This window comes from Clostridium collagenovorans DSM 3089 (assembly GCF_900130005.1).
GTDB lineage: Bacteria > Bacillota > Clostridia > Clostridiales > Clostridiaceae > Clostridium_D > Clostridium_D collagenovorans.
The window spans coordinates 1-19,606 of the sequence record NZ_FQXP01000018.1 but is presented as its reverse complement, the minus strand read 5'-3'; the positions used below and the strand labels follow the sequence as shown (position 1 = coordinate 19,606).

Genomic DNA, 19,606 nt, shown 5'->3' with positions numbered 1-19,606 from the left:
TATCCGCCGCGGGCGTAGGAAATTTGAGAGGAGCTGTCCTTAGTACGAGAGGACCGGGATGGACTGACCTCTGGTGCACCAGTTGTTCCGCCAGGAGCACAGCTGGGTAGCTATGTCGGGAAGGGATAAACGCTGAAAGCATCTAAGCGTGAAGCCTACCTCAAGATTAGATTTCCCATGTATATCAGTAAGACCCCTTGAAGAACACAAGGTTGATAGGTCGGAGGTGTAAGTATGGTAACATATTCAGCTGACCGATACTAATAGGTCGAGGACTTGACCAAAAAACTCTTAACATTATGCAATTTTGAGAGAACATCTCAAAAATATGTTGACATTAGCTCTAAAAAGAGTTATAATATCAGTGTAATAAATGATCTGGTGACAATAGCGTAAAGGTAACACCCCTTCCCATTCCGAACAGGCAGGTTAAGCTTTATAGCGCTGATGGTACTGCAGGGGAAGCCCTGTGGGAGAGTAAGACATCGCCAGGTAATATTCCGCGATAGCTCAACGGTGGAGCACTCGGCTGTTAACCGATAGGTTGAAGGTTCGAATCCTTTTCGCGGAGCCATTTGGATATAATACAATTTATATATAATAGACTAGAAAATTCTAGTCTATTTTTATTTTTTGTAAAAATCCTATTTTAAGCCTTGTCGTAAAGTTCTTTCTTAAGTTTCTTAAAATTCTTTTCTAAAAATATTATAAATGAAATTATTTTTATTTCATTTTAGATATGTGTAAATTCTTCATTTTATATAAAATTATATAGTACTATAATATAAAAACTTAAATTATAGATTAATACCTTATATATTTTCATTTATAGAACACATGAAAATAGAAATAAAGCTACGAATAAAGTTACATGAGTTATAGGTAAGTTGTAGAATATAGAAATAAACTTTTAAGTCGAGTGATACTTTAAGTTCTATAAATATTCATTTAAAAGTATATATAATATAAGAAAAAACTAAATGAGACTTTGAAGTATGATTAAAAATAAATTCTTAATATGGTACAGTTCTGATATTAGTTAGTATAAAGACTTATGCTTTTAATATTATATAGGGGGGCAATATCATGAATTCTCAAGAAATTAATCTAAGAAATATAGGTATAATAGGACATGGTGATTGTGGCAAAACTACTTTAACAGAATCTATTTTGTATAAAACTAAAGCTATAGATAGATTTGGAAAGATTGAAGATGGAACTACATTAAGTGATTATGATTTGGAAGAGAAAAGGAGAAAGATATCTATATCGGCGTCAGTTGCATTGTGTAAGTACAAAAATAATAAGATTAATTTAGTTGATATACCTGGGTATTTTGATTTCCTAGGGGAAATGATACAAGGCTTGCAGGCTGTTGACTTAGCTTTAATAGTTGTATGCTCTGTTTCTGGTGTTGAGGTAGGAACTGAAAAGTCTTGGACATATGTTAATGAAGAGAATATACCAAGAGGATTTTTTATAAATAAGTTAGACAGAGAGAATAGTGATTTTGATAAAACTTTAAAGCAACTTCAAGACTCTTTTGGGAATAGTGTAGTACCTATTCATTATCCTATGGGTTCAGAAGCTACATTTAGAGGTGTTATAAATATAATTACAGGTAAGGCTTTAATTTTAGATGAAAAGAGTAATAAGGTGGTTGAAGTAGACATTTCTAATGAATATAAAGATAAGATTGAAGAATATAAGTCTTTAGTAATTGAGGCTGTAGCAGAGACTGATGAGGAATTATTAGAGGCTTATCTTGAAGAATCTACTTTATCAGATGAACAATTATATAAAGGTATGTGTAAGGCGGTATCTAAGGGGGATATAACTCCTGTTATGTGTGGTTCTTCTTTTAAGGAGTTTAGTATAGAATCTCTTTTGGATAGTATGCTATATTGCTTCCCTTCTCCTATAGATAACTCTTCTTATGAATCACTAAATAAAGATGGTGAATTAGAAGAGGTGAAGATTGACAAGGATAAGCCATTTGCGGCCTTGGTATTTAAGACTATTGCAGATCCTTTTATAGGTAAGATGTCTATCTTTAGAGTTATAAGGGGGACTGCTAAGGCGGACTCAATAGTATATAATTCCAATAAGGAAAAAGAAGAACGTCTAGGTACATTATACTTCTTAAAGGGAAAGGATCAGATTCCAACTAAATCTATAGAATGTGGAGATATTGGTGCAGTTTCAAAACTACAAATTACAAGCACTGGTGACACATTGTGTGATAGGAGTAGTGTATTAGAGTTTAAGACTAAGGGGTATCCTATACCTATGTATGCTAAAGCTGTTATACCTAAATCTAAGGGGGATGAGGATAAGATATCTAATGGATTAAATAAATTATTAGATGAAGATTTAACCTTTAGAGTTAAAAGGGATACTGAGAATTCAGAGTGTATCGTATATGGAATGGGTGCAATTCATTTAGAGATATTAGGTAATAAGCTTAAAAATAAATTTGGAGTAGATATAGAACTAAGAACTCCTAAGATACCTTATAGAGAGACTATTAAAAAGTTTGCTGATGTTCAGGGTAAGCATAAGAAGCAATCAGGTGGGCATGGACAATATGGGGATGTTAAAATCAAATTTGAGCAAAGGAATGATGGTATTGATTCCTTAGAATTTGTTGATAAGGTTGTAGGTGGTGTTGTACCTAGACAGTATATACCAGCAGTAGAAAAGGGATTAAAAGAGTGTATAGAGCATGGTGTTGTTGCGGGTTATCCTGTAATTAAGTTAAAAGCTACTTTACATGATGGATCATATCATGCAGTTGATTCTTCAGAAATGGCATTTAAAATTGCAGCTTCTATGGCTTTTAAGAAAGGCTTAAAGGAAGCAGGACCTATATTATTAGAGCCTATCATGTCTATTGAAGTAACTTTGCCTGATAATTTTACTGGAGATATAATTTCAGATATAAATAGGAAGCGAGGAAGAATTATAGGAATAGAGCCTGTTAAAAATGGACAAAAGGTTGTAGCTGAGGTTCCACAAAGTGAGATGTTTGAGTATGTTATGGATTTGAGAGCCATGACTGGTGGTAGAGGCAAGTTTACTATGGATTTTGCGAGATATGAGGAAGTTTCAAGTGAATTAGCTGGAAAAATTGTGGAGTTATCAAGTGAAAAATAACAATAATACCAAAAAAGCTTTATAGATATAAAATTTATATAAATTTTATGTATAATTTATCATTAAGGATAAATACTAAGCATATGAAAAAATAATTAATAACTTAGAATTAAGGGGGGAAAATTATTTGTCAGATTATTCTTTAGACATACAAGGTAATATAACTTTATCCGATTATAGCATCATTGAGGATTATATGAGAATAGTTGGGAATAGAGATAAAATAACTATTTCACTTCAGGATAAAAGTCCTGAGGAAATGGAGATGATTTGTGAAATTCTAAATAGAGATAACTTTGAAATAAAATCAGCAGGAGGATGTCAAGATGGAAAACTATTCATCGAAGCATTCAAAAAAAATTAAAATAGATTATGTAAATATGAAATATAACGAGATAAGTAGTAGGAAGTTTTCAAAATGTAATGAAGATAACACTGAGGAAATAAAAACTTTAGATAGTTATGATATTATAGAGTCTTATGAGGAATCTTAGAGTATAAACAAGTAAGTATAAATGTATTGAAGATATTTTAGAAAAAGTAATTTTTATTTTATGAATTTTAAAAGAGGTATGTAATATAAGAATATGTAGACACAAATGGCGCACTATATATTCTTGCAGAACATACCTCTTTAATTATATATTTTATAATAAATAATCTTTATTAGATTAGATGGATATCAGCGTAGAGCATAGTAAAAATAAATCTGTAATCTTAAATAGGATTTATATATCCACTTTCGAGCAATCTTAATTAAAAGTTATATATAGTCACTTTCGAACACTATTAGTTAAAACTTATATATAGTTAACTTTAGCAAATAGTAATTAAAGTTTATATTTTAACTCTTAATTAAAGTTAATTAAAGTTAATTAAAGTCTATAAATAGTCACTTTCAATTATATCTAAGGTGAAGGTAACCATAACACCAATATCAGTGTTTTTAATTTCATAGTTACTTCCATGTAAATCTAGAATGTTTTTAACTATAGATAGACCTAAGCCTGTTCCACCAGATTTTTTATTTCTAGACTTATCAACTCTATAAAATTTTTCCCAAATTAACTTTAAGTCTTCCTCATCTATAGGTAAACCTTCATTTTCGATGGATATATTAAATTTATTATTAATTGATTTTAAGTAAATATTTATTTTACCTTCAGGTGGAGAATACTTAATAGCATTGTCTAGAAGGTTAGTTAATACTTCTTCTAATCTTAATGGATCACCCTCCGTTGAAAGTTCACATAACTTTTGGTCAAAGATGTAATTTATTTCTTTAGTATTATAGTTGAGAACATACTTCTTATATATAGTTTCTATTAATCCATGCAATTGGAATATAGTTGGTTTTAGTTGAAAATTACCTGATTCTAAAGCAGATAAATCTAGCATATCTATAACTAATTTGTTCATTTTATCAGATTCATCTAATATTACATCTAAATAATACTCCAGATCTTCAGCGTCCACTATACCGTCTTTAATACCCTCAGCATATCCTTGTATAAGGCTTATAGGAGTTTTAAGTTCGTGGGATACTCCAGCTATAAAGTCTTTACGCATTTTTTCAAGCTTTCGTTCTTTTTCTATATCCGCAGTTAACTTTTTGTTGGCAGCCTTAAGTTCAGTAAGGGTTATATTTAGCTTTTTAGATAAAAAGTTTAGGGACATAGCTAAGTTACCTATTTCATCATAATTGCTAACTTCACATTCTGTTGAGAAGTCTAATGAAGCCATCTTATCAGCAGTTTTATTTAATTTTATAAGCGGTTTTGAAATCATCTTAGCATAAATTAAAGATAACAAAGTTGTTATTATTACTATACCTATAAATATATACATGTAAAATCTTTTAGTTACATATACTGCTTCATCAAGAGGTTGAAGTGTTGAAACTACAAATAGTATGTCTTCAACATCTGAATTTATAACAATTGGTGATACTACAACTAAGTTTTTACTATTAGATATAGGATTTATAAAATCAAAACTTACTGTTTTATGGTCTTTTATTACCTCAAAATAACTAGTTTGATAGTTTAACCAGTTTGCTATAGCTAAGTTAATAATATCATTACTATCTTCACCATTAGTATTTGTTGATCTAAGATATTTTTTCACTCCATTTTTATTTAGTAATGCTATTTTAGAGTTGTTTTCTTCCTCAAAGTTGTATGCATAGGTGAAGAAGTCTATGTTGCTTCTTATATTTCTATAATAGTTTGTTTTAAATTTTTCCACACTCTTAATAAGATTTTTTTCTTTTTGTTTATAATAAAAGGTTTCAAAGAATAAATTTTGAACTACTAAAGAAATACTAAGCATAAAAATGAGCAAAGTTAAGGTTATACAGAAAAGTTTAAATGTAATACCTTTACTTTTAAAAATATCTTTAATTTTTTCAAGGCTTGCTTTAGTCATTTTTAACCTCGAATTTATATCCACTACCTCTTACTGTGGTAATAAAATCAGCTTTATTTTGTAACTTTTCTCTTAATCTCTTTATATGTGTGTCTACAGTTCGTAAGTCACCGAAATAATCAAAGCCCCATACATTATCTAGCAAAGTATCTCTAGATAAGACTATTCCTTTATTTTTAATTAGAAATTCTAATAAATCGAACTCCTTTGGGGATAGTATAACTTGGGAATCATCAATTAGAACTTCCTTAGAAGTAAAATTAACAGTTAGTCCATTTAATATAATAGTGTTTGAGGTGTTACCTAAGGTTCCATCAACCCTTTTTATAAGGGTTTTTACTCTTGCCACTAATACCTTAGGACTAAAAGGTTTAGTAACATAGTCATCAGCACCTAAATCAAATCCTATTAACTTATCTTCATCTTCAGATTTTGCTGTTAACATAATAATAGGTACATCAGAGCAATTACGAACTTCTTTACAAACTTCAAAACCATCTAATTTAGGCATCATTACATCAAGTATAAGTAGATGAACTTTATTTGTTTTAAAAACATGAAGACCTTCGTCTCCATCCTCAGCTTCTAGAACCTTAAAACCTTCACGTTTAAGGTAGTCTTTAAGTAGTTTACGCATTCTCATTTCATCTTCTACAATTAAAATCGTCTTATTCATATATTATGTTTCGGAAGTTAAATTCCTACCTCCTTTGTAAATGATATTCTTATTGTAATACTTAATATTTTCATACTCAAGAGAATATAATGATGAAATTATCATATTAACAAAGATTTAAGCGAATTTTATGATATAATACAAATGTTGCCCTATTATACTGACATAATATTTATGAATTTTAATAGGGAAATGTTGAATTGCTAAAGCCATAATTTAGTTATATTTTTAAATTACATATATTTTTATGATTAGTTTAATAAAAGATATAATTATCTAGTAGGTTTCTTATAAATGTATCTTTTTAAGTATGAGAAGATATAATTGTTAGGAAATTTTTGTTAAAAAGTATTTGGATTTATTTGAATTGTATGTTATAATTTGGATAAATGGAAAGTAATGAGCTAAAGATTGTAATTTATAGTTAAAAGTTACATTTACTATGGTGCAACTTTGTCCTTATAATTCACAAAAGTGGTGAAAGAAGTATTAATTTGTGCTAAACTATATAATGCACAATTAATGAAAGCAGCAAAAATAAAAATCATAAAACAATATGTAAAAAAAAGGAAATATTCAATTCCTATAGAATATAACTATTAAGATATAAAATACAAGGTCTTTATTATAGTTATATAGTAAGATGTTAGTGCAGAAAAAACTAGTTTGGGGGAAAGAATATGATAAAAAGCAAAAGTCATTTAGAAGAATTAATTCAGGAGGTTAAATCTTTTACATATGCTAAGGATTCAGGTGAAGTTGACGTAGCATTAAAGGATGAGACTGTTAGCATTAGATACGATATGCCTAAATGCATAGTAATTAATTTTTTAGAGTATGAACAAGCTCTATCTTTATTATATAAGGACAGAAAATATATTAATCAACAATTATTTAGCTAGTAATTTAAAATTTTTATTTTAAATATAAAAGGTATATCTCTTTTAGGGGATATACCTTTTATATTTTTCGAGGTGATAAAGGGACTTTATTGAAGAAGTATATTATGAGTACTTATATTTGAGATGGATTTGGATGGAGCTTTTAATTAATTAGCTAAGGTACATTTTATAAAAGTAATATTTTAGAAAAAGATATTTAATTCTCAACTTATAACTAAGCATATTTAATAATAATTGAGAGTAAGTATGACGAAGAGACATCATTGAAAAATATATATAATAAATTTCAACTTTCAGTTTAAGATGACTAAATATGGATATAATTTTAGATAATAATATAATTAGGAAATAATATAGTTTTCTGGAAGGGGTTACGAGTATGATGTTTAATAGATTTACTGAGCGTGGAAAAGGCTTAGTTTTAAGCGCTAAGGATGTTGCAGTTGAATTTAAGCATGGATATATAGGAACAGAACATATTTTATTAGCTATTTTAAGAGAAAAGGAAGGCATAGCCTTTAATATACTAACTTCTATGAATGTTACAGCAGAAAAAGTTCAAGAATTAATTATTAGTTTTGAAGGGTATGGAGAACTTGAATTACCATCTGAGGATATTCCATTAACACCAAGGGTTAAAAAATTATTTGACGTAAGTTTATCAGAAGCTATGGAATTCCAACACAATTATATTTCTCCAGAGCATATGTTACTTGCTATAATTAAAGAAGGTGAAGGGGTAGCATATACTATTTTAAAAAATTTAAATATGAATTTTGATAAATTAAAGCAATCTATCAAGGATCAATTACAGGGCTATAGCAATAATAGCTACACTAGTAGTAATAATAATTCTAAGACAAAGTATAAAAAGACTCCTATACTAGATAAATATAGCAAGGATCTTACGGAACTTGCTAAGAGTGGTAAGCTAGATCCTGTAATAGGTAGGGATTCGGAAATGCAGAGGGTATTAGAAATACTGTGTAGAAGAATAAAAAACAATCCTTGTTTAATTGGAGAACCAGGTGTTGGTAAAACTGCTATAATAGAAGGCCTTGCAGAAAAAATATTTACAGGTGATGTACCTTACATGTTAAGGGATAAGAGGGTAGTTACTCTAGATTTACCATGTGTAATTGCAGGAACTAAGTATAGAGGAGAGTTTGAAGAAAGGTTAAAGAAAATCATTGATGAGGTTAATGAATGTGGTGATGTAATTTTATTTATTGATGAGATCCATACATTAGTAGGGGCTGGTGCAGCGGAAGGAGCTATAGATGCTTCTAACATATTAAAACCTGCTTTAGCAAGAGGATTGCTACAGTGCATTGGTGCAACTACAATAGATGAGTATAGAAAGCATATAGAGAAGGATGCTGCTCTTGAGAGAAGGTTTCAATCTGTTATGGTGGAAGAGCCTAGTAAAGATGAAGCACTTCAAATACTTTTTGGATTAAGGGAAAAGTATGAGGAGCATCATAGAGCAAAAATAACAGATGAGGCATTAAGAGCTGCTGTTAATTTATCTCAAAGGTATATAACAGATAGATTTTTACCAGATAAAGCTATAGATTTAATAGACGAAGCTGGTGCTAAGGTAAGGATAAATGGATTATCATCTTCTCCAAAATTAAGAGTTCTTGAAAGTGAAGTTGATAAGATAAGTAAGGAAAAGGAAGAGGCTGTGGCACTTCAGGATTATGAAAAGGCTGCTAGCTTTAGAGATAAGGAAATAGAGGTAAAAAGTCAAGTTGAAAGTATTAGGTTAGATTTAAAAAATAGATGGTATGGTAATGAGATTGTAGTTACGGAATCTGATGTTGCTAATATTGTATCTAGGTGGACTAATATACCAGTAGATAGAATTACTGAAGAAGAAAGTAAAAGGTTATTAGAGCTTGATAGTATATTGCATAAAAGAGTAATAGGGCAAAATGATGCTGTACTTTCTATTACAAAGGCTATTAGAAGAGCGAGATTAGGGCTTAAGGATCCTAAAAGACCTATTGGTTCATTTATATTTTTAGGACCAACAGGCGTAGGAAAAACAGAGCTTAGTAAAGCTTTAGCAGATGCTATCTTTGGAGATGAGGATAGTATAATAAGGATTGATATGTCTGAGTATATGGAAAAGTACTCTGTATCGAAACTTATAGGTGCGCCACCAGGGTATGTAGGCTTTGAAGATGGTGGGCAGTTAACTGAAAAGGTGAGACGTAAACCTTATTCAGTAGTATTGTTTGATGAGATAGAAAAAGCTCATCCAGAGGTTTTTAATGTTTTACTTCAAATACTAGAGGATGGTAGAGTAACTGATGCAAAGGGTAGAGTAGTTAATTTTAAAAATACAATAATAATAATGACCTCTAATGTTGGAGCTGAAAGATTAAAGAAATCATCTTATATGGGATTTGCAGCTCAAAATGATAGTGAAAACAATGAATATGAAAAGATGAAGATGAATATGCTAGAGGAGCTTAAAAAGAACTTTAAGCCAGAGTTTATTAATAGAATTGATGATATAGTGGTATTCCATAAATTAAATGAAGAGAACATACAGCAAATAGCTAAGATTATGATAGCTTCTTTGGAAAAACGATTAAGAAGCAATAATATTAATATTAATGTATCCTTAGAAGTAATAAATTATTTAAGTAAAAAAGGGTATAGTCCTACTTATGGTGCTAGATCCTTAAGAAGAGTTATAATTAAGGAGTTAGAAGATAATTTATCTGAAGAAATTTTAAAGGGAAATATTCATACGGATAAAAATATAGATGTTGGAATAAGTGATGATAAAATAACCTTTAAGTGTTCATAAATTAATAGAATATAGAAATTAAGAAAACTGTCTTTAAAATAAAATTATTTATAGTATGAGTATTTTTGGTAATACTTAAAGTAATATTATAAGAATTTTATTGAGGGCAGTTTTTTATTAAGAAGGATAAATGACTTAAGTTAAATAAAACTATATAATTTGCAATAATTTAGTATTATACTAGTATAGTTAACAATAATACATATTTAATAGAACAATATACATTTAATAGAAAGTTGATTATAATTTACATATGAATTTAAATTTAGCTGCTCAGTATATTTGCAGTATAAGATATTATATTTTAGTATTAAAGAATATTTTAAATATGTAAGTAATAAAAATATAGGAGATACGGATTATGGCTAAATCAAAGAGCATTTTTGTGTGCCAGAATTGTGGAAATGAATCACCTAAATGGATGGGAAAATGTCCAGGGTGTGGAAATTGGAACACTATGGTTGAAGAACAAAAGATGGTAAATACTCAGCCACAAAGGGCTGTTACCATTACTAATGGAAATAAGCCTCAAAGTATTACGGAGATAAAGTCTAGTGCATATGAAAGATATGATACTAATATAGCTGAATTAAATAGAGTACTTGGTGGAGGACTAGTAAAGGGATCATTAACTCTTATATCTGGTGACCCTGGTATAGGAAAATCAACTTTACTATTACAAGCAGCAGGAGCTATTGCTAATAAGTATGGTAAGGTATTATATGTTTCTGGAGAAGAGTCTGAAGAACAGATAAAAATGAGAGCAGATAGATTGGAAATATCTCATAGTAATTTATACATAGTAGCAGAGACTAATATTGACTTAATAGAAGCTCATGTAAATGATATACAGCCTATTTTTGTAATAGTAGACTCTATACAAACTTTATTTAAAGGAAACATATCATCAGCACCGGGAAGTGTATCTCAAGTAAGAGAATGTTCTAATGAAATTATGCGAATTGGAAAGACTAGAGGGATACCATTTTTTATAGTTGCGCATGTTACTAAGCAAGGTGAATTAGCGGGACCAAGAGTACTTGAGCATATGGTAGATACTGTACTACATTTTGAGGGTGAAAGAACACAGGAGTTTAGAATATTAAGAACTATAAAGAATCGTTTTGGAACAACAAGTGAAATTGGAGTTTTTGAGATGAGAGGGATTGGATTAAAAGAAGTTTTAAATCCATCTAGTATGTTTTTAGAAGAAACAAACTTTACACAAGAAGGGTCGTCTGTTATTGGAATTGTAGAAGGAAGTAGACCGGTATTAGTTGAAATACAAGCTTTAGTTAGTGAAACCAAGGCTATAATGCCAAGAAGAACAGCAGTAGGTGTTGATGTTGCTAGATTAAATCTTATTTTAGCAGTATTAGAGAAAAAATTAAAAATCCCCTTTTATAACTGTGATGTCTATGTTAATGTTGTAGGTGGTTTGAATTTAGATGGGACATATGGTGACCTTGGAATGGCCTTGGCACTTATTTCTAGTATTAAAGGAGAGCCTATAAAGTTAGAAAAGACATTAGTTGTTGGAGAGGTTGGACTTACAGGAGAAATAAGACCTGTATCATTTTGTGAAAAGATAGTTAATGAAGGTAGTAAATTAGGGTTTAAGAACTTTATAGTGCCTTTAAAGAATAAGGATAAAATGGATATGAAGGGAAGTAACATAGTTGGAATATCATCTTTAAAAGAATGTTTTTCTAAAGTGTTTTAAAATGGTAGGGTGATTAGAGTGAGAATAAAAAAGAACGATAGTATAAAAGATATACTTACAATGATGGCGCCAGGAACTCCTTTAAGGGAGGGGCTTGAAAATATTTTAAAAGCTAAAACTGGGGGATTAATACTTATTTCTAAAGCTGATAAAGCTTTGAGCTTAGTAGATGGAGGCTTTAATATAAATGCTGAATATTCACCAGCTTATGTATATGAACTTGCTAAGATGGATGGAGCAATTGTAATTACAAGTGATTTGAAAAGAATCTTATATGCAAATACTCAACTTATGCCTGAACAATCTATAGCGACTTTTGAAACAGGAACAAGACATAGAACAGCTCAAAGAGTAGCAAAGCAAACTGATTCTGTTGTTATAGCAATTTCACAAAGAAGAAATATGATAACTGTTTATAAAAGTGATGTGAAATATGTTCTAAGAGATACTAGTGTAGTTTTGGCAAAGGCAAATCAAGCAATACAAACTCTTGAAAAGTATGTATCAGTTTCTGAAAGAGTAATGAGAACTTTAAATTTACTAGAGTTTCAAGATTTAGTTACCTTATTTGATGTTGTTACAGGAATTCAAAGAATGGAAATGGTAATGAAGATTGTGGATGAAATAGATTTGTATTTATGTGAAGCTGGAAATGAAGGTAGATTAGTAAGTATGCAATTAGATGAACTTGTTAAAAATATAGAGCAAGAGGGAGTATTTTTAATAAGGGATTATTGTAAATCAGACTTAAGTTACGAAGATATATATAATCAGCTACAAAACATGGATAGCAAAGAGATCTTAGAGCTTGATAATATTTCAAAAATTCTTGGATATCCTAATGCTCCTCTTGTTGATACCTTGATTTCACCAAGAGGCTATAGAATGTTAGATAAATTACCAAGAATACCTTCTTCAGTAATAGAAAACTTAGTTCATCATTTTGGAGAATTAAAGGCAATGACTGAAGCTTCTTGTGATGAATTAGATAATGTAGAAGGTATAGGTGAAGCTAGGGCTAAAGCTATTAAAAGTGGATTAAGACGTTTAAAGGAACAATTTATATTAGACAGATAGAAGTGAGTAATGTATATACAGGAATAATTTAAGATTAAAGCAGGGTGTTTATTAAAAAATAAGAATTTTTCAAGGTGAATAATGATAACAATAAACTTGTAAAGATAAAATATTTTAATAAAAGAAACCCTGAATAAGTTGAAAAAATTTAATAAAAAAGTATCATGACTAATCATGATACTTTTTTATGGATTTATTAAATTGGTATGTTTTTTATAATTCCGCCTATTATTTTAAGGTAAATTTACCTAAGGTTTTCAATTCTGATAGTTCATTAAGTAGAATATCATACATATTAAGGTCTAATGTATTACATAAGGAGGCAAGATAAAATAAATGATCTCCTATTTCTTGTTGAATCACCTCTCTACAATTATCACACAATTTACCTTTTATATTAGAGTCTAGGCATTTACTTAGATATCCTAAATCATCAGAGTCATTTGCAGAAGCTTTTTTTGAATTTGCATGTGTTGAAATTTGAATACAATCACAGTTAGTTGCAGATTTTATAACAGCTCTATTAATACGACTTTGAGACTCCTCAAGTTTAGTTGTAATATCTAAAATACTTCTGTGACGAAGTAGACACTCTGATACAGAATCTTGAAATTGGTCAAAAATAATATCCTTCATTATAATTTCTCCTTTATATATCGTACAATCTTAAAATAAAAAACAAATATGTATTATTTATTTATAGTTTGCTAGAAGATACAGGACTGAGAATGTTTAGTTGAGTAACATGTATTTATGATAATATAGGATTTGAAATTTTCATAGGGGGCTAAATTATAGAAGAGATTCTATTTGTGGAATGATATTGTACAAGATGTAAATTATAGTTAAAACTTAAATGTAATAAGTATAACCTTGTTAAAACAAAGAGGGTAAATAATGAAATTATGTATAAACTAAGGTCTTTAAGGTTAATATTTTATTAAAGTATTCTAAGTTTTATTGAAAATAAAATTATATTAATATATATTAATATAAAAGCATATTATATGCAAAATTTGTTAATAATCTAAAAGGAGGTGAATGTAAATTGGTAAAAAAAATTTTAAGAGCTTTATTAACTCTTGGTGGAGCCACAATTGGATATGTATTAGCGGAGATTTTAATAAAGACAGGATTATTAAATAGTATTAACTTCTTTAATGATATTTCAGATAACAATATAAAAAAGTTAGTAATTATAACAGTATCAACTTTACTTTGTGCACTTATAGTATATTTTATAGCACCATTAATAACTAATTTAATTATTAGAGGTATGGATTATATCGAAAAAATGGTACAAAAACGACCTACTAATGAGTTGGTAGTTGGAACAATTGGAGCAATTATTGGTTTATTAATATCAACCTTATTTTTCAGTCAACTTAGAAGCACTTCAACTATATGGAACATAGCAACAGTAATAGTAACAATAATAGTCACTATAATATGTATAGATGTTTCTATAAGGAGAAAAGAGGAGATATTTGGATTTGTATCTAATGTGAAGAAGGGGACAGCTTCTTCAAAAGAGAAGAAGTTGAAAGGAAAAGCAACTCCAAAGGTTTTAGATACTTCAGTTATTATTGATGGAAGAATATTTGATTTGTGTCAAACAGGATTTATAGAAGGAACACTTATTATACCTCAATTTGTATTAGATGAATTAAGACATATTGCAGACTCTTCAGATGACTTAAAGAGAACTAAGGGAAGAAGAGGACTAGATATACTTAATAAAATACAAACTGAATTAACAATACCGGTTGAAATAAGCGAGGCTAATTTTAAGGATATTTTAGAGGTGGACAGTAAACTTCTAAAATTAGCACAAGTTATTAACGGGAAGGTTATAACAAATGATTTTAATTTAAATAAAGTTGCCACCTTCCAGGGGGTGGAGGTATTGAACATAAATGAATTAGCCAATGCCATTAAACCTATTTTATTACCAGGTGAGCAATTAAAAACACAAATAGTTAAGGATGGTAAAGAATCTGGTCAAGGTATAGCTTATTTAGATGATGGTACAATGATAGTTGTTGAAGGTGGACGTAAACATGTTGGAGAAGTGGCGGATGTAGTTGTTACATCAGTACTTCAAACTTCAGCAGGTAGAATGATTTTCGCTAAAAGAAAAGAAGTTTTAGAAAATGCTAATTAGCACTTTAAAGGTCAAGTGTTAAACATTTAAGTTAATACCATTAAACAATAAAGGTAATATGTCAAGAGGTTATAGAAATAGGATTAAGTCATTGGTCCTTATAAATAACCTCTTTTGATTTATCCTAAAAACTTTAGAGGTTTATACTAAGGTGTATTATTCAAGGTTAAAGTTTTATATTTAAAGTTAAGGTTTTATTGGTAATTAGCTTTATGGATTTCTGGAAGTATTAATACGGATTTTAATATATATTTGCAAAGATTTAAAATTATCATGTATTTATACCTAAATTTACTCAATCAACTTAATTAAAATAAAGGTATTCTGTGTTATGTAATTACATGTATTATATAATCTAGAGTATTAAGAGTAATAGATGTTGTATATAGAACGTAAGTTTAGTTATAAATATTACTATATGTATATATATAATAAAAAAGATGATATAATTATTTTAATATATAAGTTCTAATTGATGTTCTACATTTTTATGAAAGCTTAATTTTAATATGTATTAAAGTTACTTTTGAATAAAGTGAGGAATTGATATTAGGTATATAATAAAATTTACATAATGACGAAAAAGGAGAATTTAGATGAATTGTGAAGAACTAAATTTAACTCTTTCTTGCAATGAGGCTAAACAGCTAAATCCTTTAGTTCTAGCTTACATAGGTGATGCAGCTTATGAAATTTTTGTGAGAACATATTTACTTAATAAAAATATAAATTTAAATGCCCATAAACTTCATGTTAAAGGGATTAAATATGTTAATGCACATGCTCAAAGTGAGTATATGAAGAGATTAATGGATAAAATAAGTGAAGAAGAGATAGGTATTTTTAAAAGAGGAAGAAATGCTAAGTCTCCTACGGTTCCTAAAAATGCTAATGTTACAGAGTATAGAATGGCAACAGGATTTGAGACACTTTTAGGGTATTTACATATAAGTGGACAAAAGGAAAGATTAAAAGAGATATTTGAGTTTATAATAGGGGAGGGGGAAGTGTAGATGGCAGTTAAGGTAAAATTAATAGCACATACACCAAATCCAGAAAACATAATAGCTGCTTCAGCAAAGTTATGTTATAGCTCAGCTGGAATTGATTCAATACAAGAAAAGTTAACAGAAGAAAAACAGCAGAAGTTTCTTGAGATGCTTATGTCTTTAGGACATGAGTCTCCTATAGAACATGTTAGTTTTACTTTTGGTATAGAGGGAGTATCAAGAAGCTTAACTCATCAATTGGTACGTCATAGAATAGCTTCCTACTCTCAACAAAGTCAAAGATATGTTCAATTGAAGCAATTTGAGTATATCGTACCACCAGCTATTGAGAACAACGAAGAGGCTAAAAAGATATTTGTTGAGGCAATGGAAAAAAGTCAGAAATCTTATGATGACTTAGTTAAGATACTTATAGAAAAGTATGTTGAAGAAGGAATGGATGAGAAGGTAGCGCAGAAAAAAGCTATAGAGGATGCAAGATATGTATTTCCAAATGCTTGTGAGACAAAAATAATTGCGACTATGAATGCAAGAACTTTAATGAATTTTTTCCATCATAGATGTTGTGAAAGAGCTCAATGGGAAATAAGAGAACTAGCAGATCAAATGCTAAAAGAAGTAAAAGAAGTGGCACCTATATTGTTCAAATATGCAGGGCCAAGTTGTGTTAATGGACCATGTCCAGAAGGTAAGATGACTTGTGGTAAGGTTCAAGAGAAAAGGGAAAAATATTTAAATTTAATTAAATAAGATAAGAGGAAGATATATGAAGAATAACAAGAATTCTAAAAGACAAGATAGACCGAGAAAAACAGCTCCAGCACCTAGAGAGAGATATGCAAATAATAGAGAACAGAATGCAAGAGGAATGATGCAAGAAGAACAGCAAGTTCCTGTAAATGAAAATTTAGTAGAAGGTAGAAATGCTGTTATAGAAGCTATAAAAACTGGAAAAAGTATAGAATATATACTTATTAGCTCAGGAAGTACTACTGGTTCAATAAACGAAGTAATAAAGTTAGCTAAGGAAAATAAGATAGTTATCAAAGAAGTTGATAAAAAGAAGTTAGATCTTATGTCTCAAAGTCATTCACATCAAGGTGTTATTGCAATGACAACACCATATAAATATTGTGAAGTAAATGATATTTTGGAATTAGCAGCTGAAAGAGGAGAAGATCCATTTATAATCATACTAGATGAAATAGAAGATCCTCATAACTTTGGAGCTATTATTAGAACAGCTGAAACTTGTGGTGCTCACGGTATTGTTATACCTAAAAGAAGAAATGTTGGAGTAACACCAGTTGTATACAAATCATCAGCTGGAGCAGTTGATCATATGAAGATAGCTAAGGTTACAAATATTAACACTTACATAGATAGTATAAAAGAGCAGGGAATATGGGTATATGGTGCTCATATGGAAGGTCAAGGATTTTGCTATGAAACGGATTTAACTGGCAAAATAGCTTTAGTAATTGGAAGTGAAGGAAGAGGTTTAGCTAAACATACAAAGGAAAAATGTGATGGATTAGTTAAAATTCCTATGGTTGGAGAAATATCTTCTCTTAATGCTTCAGTTGCAGGGGGAATCCTGATGTATGAGGTATTAAAGCAAAGGTTAACAAAAGGGAATAAATGAAGACCATCTTTATAGACGGATATAATGTAATTAACAGCTGGCCGGATTTAAAATACATGAAGGAAGGTAGTTTTGGAGGAGCACGTCAAAGCTTAATTGACATTCTCCAAAACTACTCTAGCTATAAAGGGTATAAGATAATTTTAGTTTTTGATGCTCACTTAGTTAAAGGAGCTATTGAACATAAAGAAAAATACGGTAATTTACTAGTTGTTTTTACTAAGTATGGAGAAACAGCTGATAGTTATATAGAAAAGAATGTAAATAAGATAGGTAGAAAAATAGAAGTAATGGTAGTTACATCAGATTCCCTAGAGCAACAACTAATATTCCAAAGAGGGGCGACTAGAAAGTCATCCTTAGAGTTTTATCATGATATAAATAGTGTTAATTCAAGAATACGAGATAGGATAAACCCTGAGTTAGCGGTGAAAAGAAATTTACTAGAAGATAATATAGAAAATGATGAAATAAGAGAAAAGCTTGATATAATGCGAAAGAGTACCTAAAAGCATTGACTTGTAAAAAATTCCTAGTTATAATCGAGTTATATTTTGTGAGTTTATCTTAGACGGAGGGGTTAAGTTGGATAAAGGGCACAACTCTGGAGATTTTAGAAAAGACCTGGAAATTAAATTGGAAAAGGTATCAGATGAAGATATAGCAATTCAGGCTAAAAATGGTAATAAGGATGCTGTTGAATATTTAATTGAGAAATATGATAATTTTATAAAGGGAAAAGCAAAGTCGTACTTTTTAATAGGTGCAGACAAGGAAGACGTTTATCAAGAAGGGATGATAGGTTTATATAAAGCCATCCGAGACTACAAGGGAGATAAAGTATCATCTTTCAAAAGTTTCGCAGACTTATGTATAACTAGGCAGATTATTACTGCGGTTAAAACATCAACAAGACAAAAACATATACCACTAAATACCTATGTCTCTTTAAATCGGCCTATATATGATGAGGAGTCAGATAAGACACTTATAGATGTTGTAGGTGGAAAAAGTATAACAAATCCTGAGGAATTGCTTATAGATAGTGAAGAAGTTAATAATATAGAAAATGAAATAGAAAATGTGTTGTCAAAGCTAGAGATGAAAGTGTTGTCGGAGTACATGAATGGAAAGTCTTATCAAGAAATAGCATGTGACTTAGATAGACAAGTGAAATCAATAGACAATGCGCTTCAAAGAGTGAAAAAAAAATTAGAAAAATCTTTAGTTAAAAGATAAAAAACCTGGTTGACAAAATCACAAAAGAATAGTAAAATTTATAACTAGTCATGTAGTATTTAGAAAGACTGAAAATAAAGTAATTTTACTGTCCTTGGTGTGCTTAGAGCAAAAAAAGTCTATGCCCACATAGCTCAGTCGGCAGAGCGTCACCTTGGTAAGGTGGAGGTCGTCGGTTCAATCCCGATTGTGGGCTCCAGGATAATTTTTGTTTTCAAAACAGAACACCAGGATGAGTGTATCAATAAAATGATAAGTATTAAGTTAAGGAGGCTATTATAATGTCAAAAGCTAAATTTGAAAGAAATAAACCACACGTTAATATTGGAACAATAGGACACGTAGACCACGGTAAAACAACATTAACAGCTGCAATCACAATGGTATTAGCACAAAAAGGATTTGCAGAAGCATTTAACTATGCAGATATCGATAAAGCACCAGAAGAAAGAGAAAGAGGAATCACAATTAACACAGCACACGTAGAGTACGAAACAGACAACAGACACTATGCACACGTTGACTGTCCAGGACACGCAGACTATGTTAAGAACATGATTACAGGGGCAGCTCAAATGGATGGAGCGATCTTAGTTGTATCAGCAGCAGATGGTCCAATGCCACAAACAAGAGAGCACATCCTATTAGCATCAAGAGTAGGAGTTCAACACATCGTTGTATTCTTAAACAAAGCTGATATGGTAGATGACCCAGAATTATTAGAATTAGTAGAAATGGAAGTTAGAGAGTTATTAAGCGAATA

The 19,606-nt window shown here is 30.0% G+C and carries 17 protein-coding genes, 2 tRNA genes and 2 rRNA genes; 18 read left to right on the top strand and 3 right to left on the bottom strand.

The features are described 5' to 3' along the window. The 6 genes from BUA48_RS14895 to BUA48_RS15675 form a co-directional block, all read left to right on the top strand. Positions 1-284, top strand: a 23S ribosomal RNA gene (locus BUA48_RS14895); the annotation flags it as partial. A gap of 93 nt (positions 285-377) precedes the next feature. After that, positions 378-494 (top strand): 5S ribosomal RNA (gene rrf, locus BUA48_RS14890). A gap of 5 nt (positions 495-499) precedes the next feature. Further along, positions 500-574 (top strand) — tRNA-Asn (locus BUA48_RS14885). A gap of 512 nt (positions 575-1,086) precedes the next feature. Next, a complete protein-coding gene (fusA, locus tag BUA48_RS14880; RefSeq protein WP_072832841.1) occupies positions 1,087-3,156 on the top strand; it encodes an elongation factor G in 2,070 nt (689 codons plus the stop codon). A gap of 127 nt (positions 3,157-3,283) precedes the next feature. Further along, positions 3,284-3,520, top strand: coding sequence for a hypothetical protein (locus tag BUA48_RS14875; protein ID WP_072832840.1), 237 nt, complete (start codon positions 3,284-3,286; stop codon positions 3,518-3,520). Continuing rightward, on the top strand, positions 3,483-3,650 hold the full coding sequence (locus tag BUA48_RS15675) for a hypothetical protein (RefSeq protein WP_178138997.1): 168 nt from the start codon (positions 3,483-3,485) through the stop codon (positions 3,648-3,650). The genes BUA48_RS14875 and BUA48_RS15675 overlap by 38 nt, the downstream gene beginning before the upstream one ends. 388 nt (positions 3,651-4,038) lie before the next feature. On the opposite strand, the gene BUA48_RS14870 is transcribed toward BUA48_RS15675, so the two are convergent. Next, positions 4,039-5,403: a HAMP domain-containing sensor histidine kinase gene (locus BUA48_RS14870; protein ID WP_178138996.1), complete on the bottom strand. Its 1,365-nt coding sequence runs from the start codon at positions 5,401-5,403 to the stop codon at positions 4,039-4,041. Positions 5,404-5,575: 172 nt separating this feature from the next. Then, positions 5,576-6,259 (bottom strand): response regulator transcription factor, encoded by a 684-nt coding sequence (locus BUA48_RS14865; protein WP_072832838.1) that lies wholly within the window; start codon positions 6,257-6,259, stop codon positions 5,576-5,578. 680 nt (positions 6,260-6,939) lie between these two features. Between BUA48_RS14865 and BUA48_RS14860 the strand changes: the two genes are divergently transcribed. From BUA48_RS14860 to disA, 4 genes are all read left to right on the top strand, one after another. Next, positions 6,940-7,161 carry a hypothetical protein gene (locus BUA48_RS14860; RefSeq protein ID WP_072832837.1) on the top strand — a complete coding sequence of 74 codons (222 nt, stop codon included), beginning with the start codon at positions 6,940-6,942 and terminating at the stop codon, positions 7,159-7,161. A 379-nt stretch (positions 7,162-7,540) separates the two neighbouring features. After that, positions 7,541-9,985: an ATP-dependent Clp protease ATP-binding subunit gene (locus BUA48_RS14855; protein WP_072832836.1), complete on the top strand. Its 2,445-nt coding sequence runs from the start codon at positions 7,541-7,543 to the stop codon at positions 9,983-9,985. 361 nt (positions 9,986-10,346) lie between these two features. Further along, positions 10,347-11,708 (top strand): DNA repair protein RadA, encoded by a 1,362-nt coding sequence (gene radA, locus BUA48_RS14850; protein ID WP_072832835.1) that lies wholly within the window; start codon positions 10,347-10,349, stop codon positions 11,706-11,708. 18 nt (positions 11,709-11,726) lie between these two features. After that, a complete protein-coding gene (gene disA, locus BUA48_RS14845) occupies positions 11,727-12,785 on the top strand; it encodes a DNA integrity scanning diadenylate cyclase DisA (RefSeq protein WP_072832834.1) in 1,059 nt (352 codons plus the stop codon). A gap of 228 nt (positions 12,786-13,013) precedes the next feature. Here disA and BUA48_RS14840 read toward each other — a convergent pair whose 3' ends face one another. Next, entirely contained in the window at positions 13,014-13,421 is a 408-nt protein-coding gene (locus tag BUA48_RS14840) for a nucleoside triphosphate pyrophosphohydrolase family protein (protein WP_072832833.1), read from the bottom strand. 412 nt (positions 13,422-13,833) lie between these two features. Between BUA48_RS14840 and BUA48_RS14835 the strand changes: the two genes are divergently transcribed. The 8 genes from BUA48_RS14835 to BUA48_RS14800 all read left to right on the top strand — a co-directional run. After that, positions 13,834-14,949 (top strand): PIN/TRAM domain-containing protein, encoded by a 1,116-nt coding sequence (locus tag BUA48_RS14835; RefSeq protein ID WP_072832832.1) that lies wholly within the window; start codon positions 13,834-13,836, stop codon positions 14,947-14,949. A 596-nt stretch (positions 14,950-15,545) separates the two neighbouring features. Next, entirely contained in the window at positions 15,546-15,962 is a 417-nt protein-coding gene (locus BUA48_RS14830) for a Mini-ribonuclease 3 (RefSeq protein ID WP_072832831.1), read from the top strand. Continuing rightward, on the top strand, positions 15,963-16,709 hold the full coding sequence (thyX, locus tag BUA48_RS14825) for an FAD-dependent thymidylate synthase (protein ID WP_072832830.1): 747 nt from the start codon (positions 15,963-15,965) through the stop codon (positions 16,707-16,709). Positions 16,710-16,827: 118 nt separating this feature from the next. Beyond that, positions 16,828-17,604 carry a 23S rRNA (guanosine(2251)-2'-O)-methyltransferase RlmB gene (rlmB, locus tag BUA48_RS14820; RefSeq protein WP_423231114.1) on the top strand — a complete coding sequence of 259 codons (777 nt, stop codon included), beginning with the start codon at positions 16,828-16,830 and terminating at the stop codon, positions 17,602-17,604. Beyond that, positions 17,601-18,113, top strand: a complete 513-nt coding sequence (locus BUA48_RS14815; protein ID WP_072832829.1) for an NYN domain-containing protein — start codon at positions 17,601-17,603, stop codon at positions 18,111-18,113. Before rlmB ends, BUA48_RS14815 begins: the two co-directional genes overlap by 4 nt. Before the next feature lie 76 nt (positions 18,114-18,189). After that, on the top strand, positions 18,190-18,843 hold the full coding sequence (gene sigH, locus BUA48_RS14810) for an RNA polymerase sporulation sigma factor SigH (RefSeq protein ID WP_072832828.1): 654 nt from the start codon (positions 18,190-18,192) through the stop codon (positions 18,841-18,843). Positions 18,844-18,966: 123 nt separating this feature from the next. After that, positions 18,967-19,042, top strand: a tRNA-Thr gene (locus BUA48_RS14805). An 82-nt stretch (positions 19,043-19,124) separates the two neighbouring features. Further along, positions 19,125-19,606 (top strand): GTP-binding protein (locus BUA48_RS14800; protein WP_143147735.1); only part of this gene is annotated, 482 nt, incomplete at its 3' end.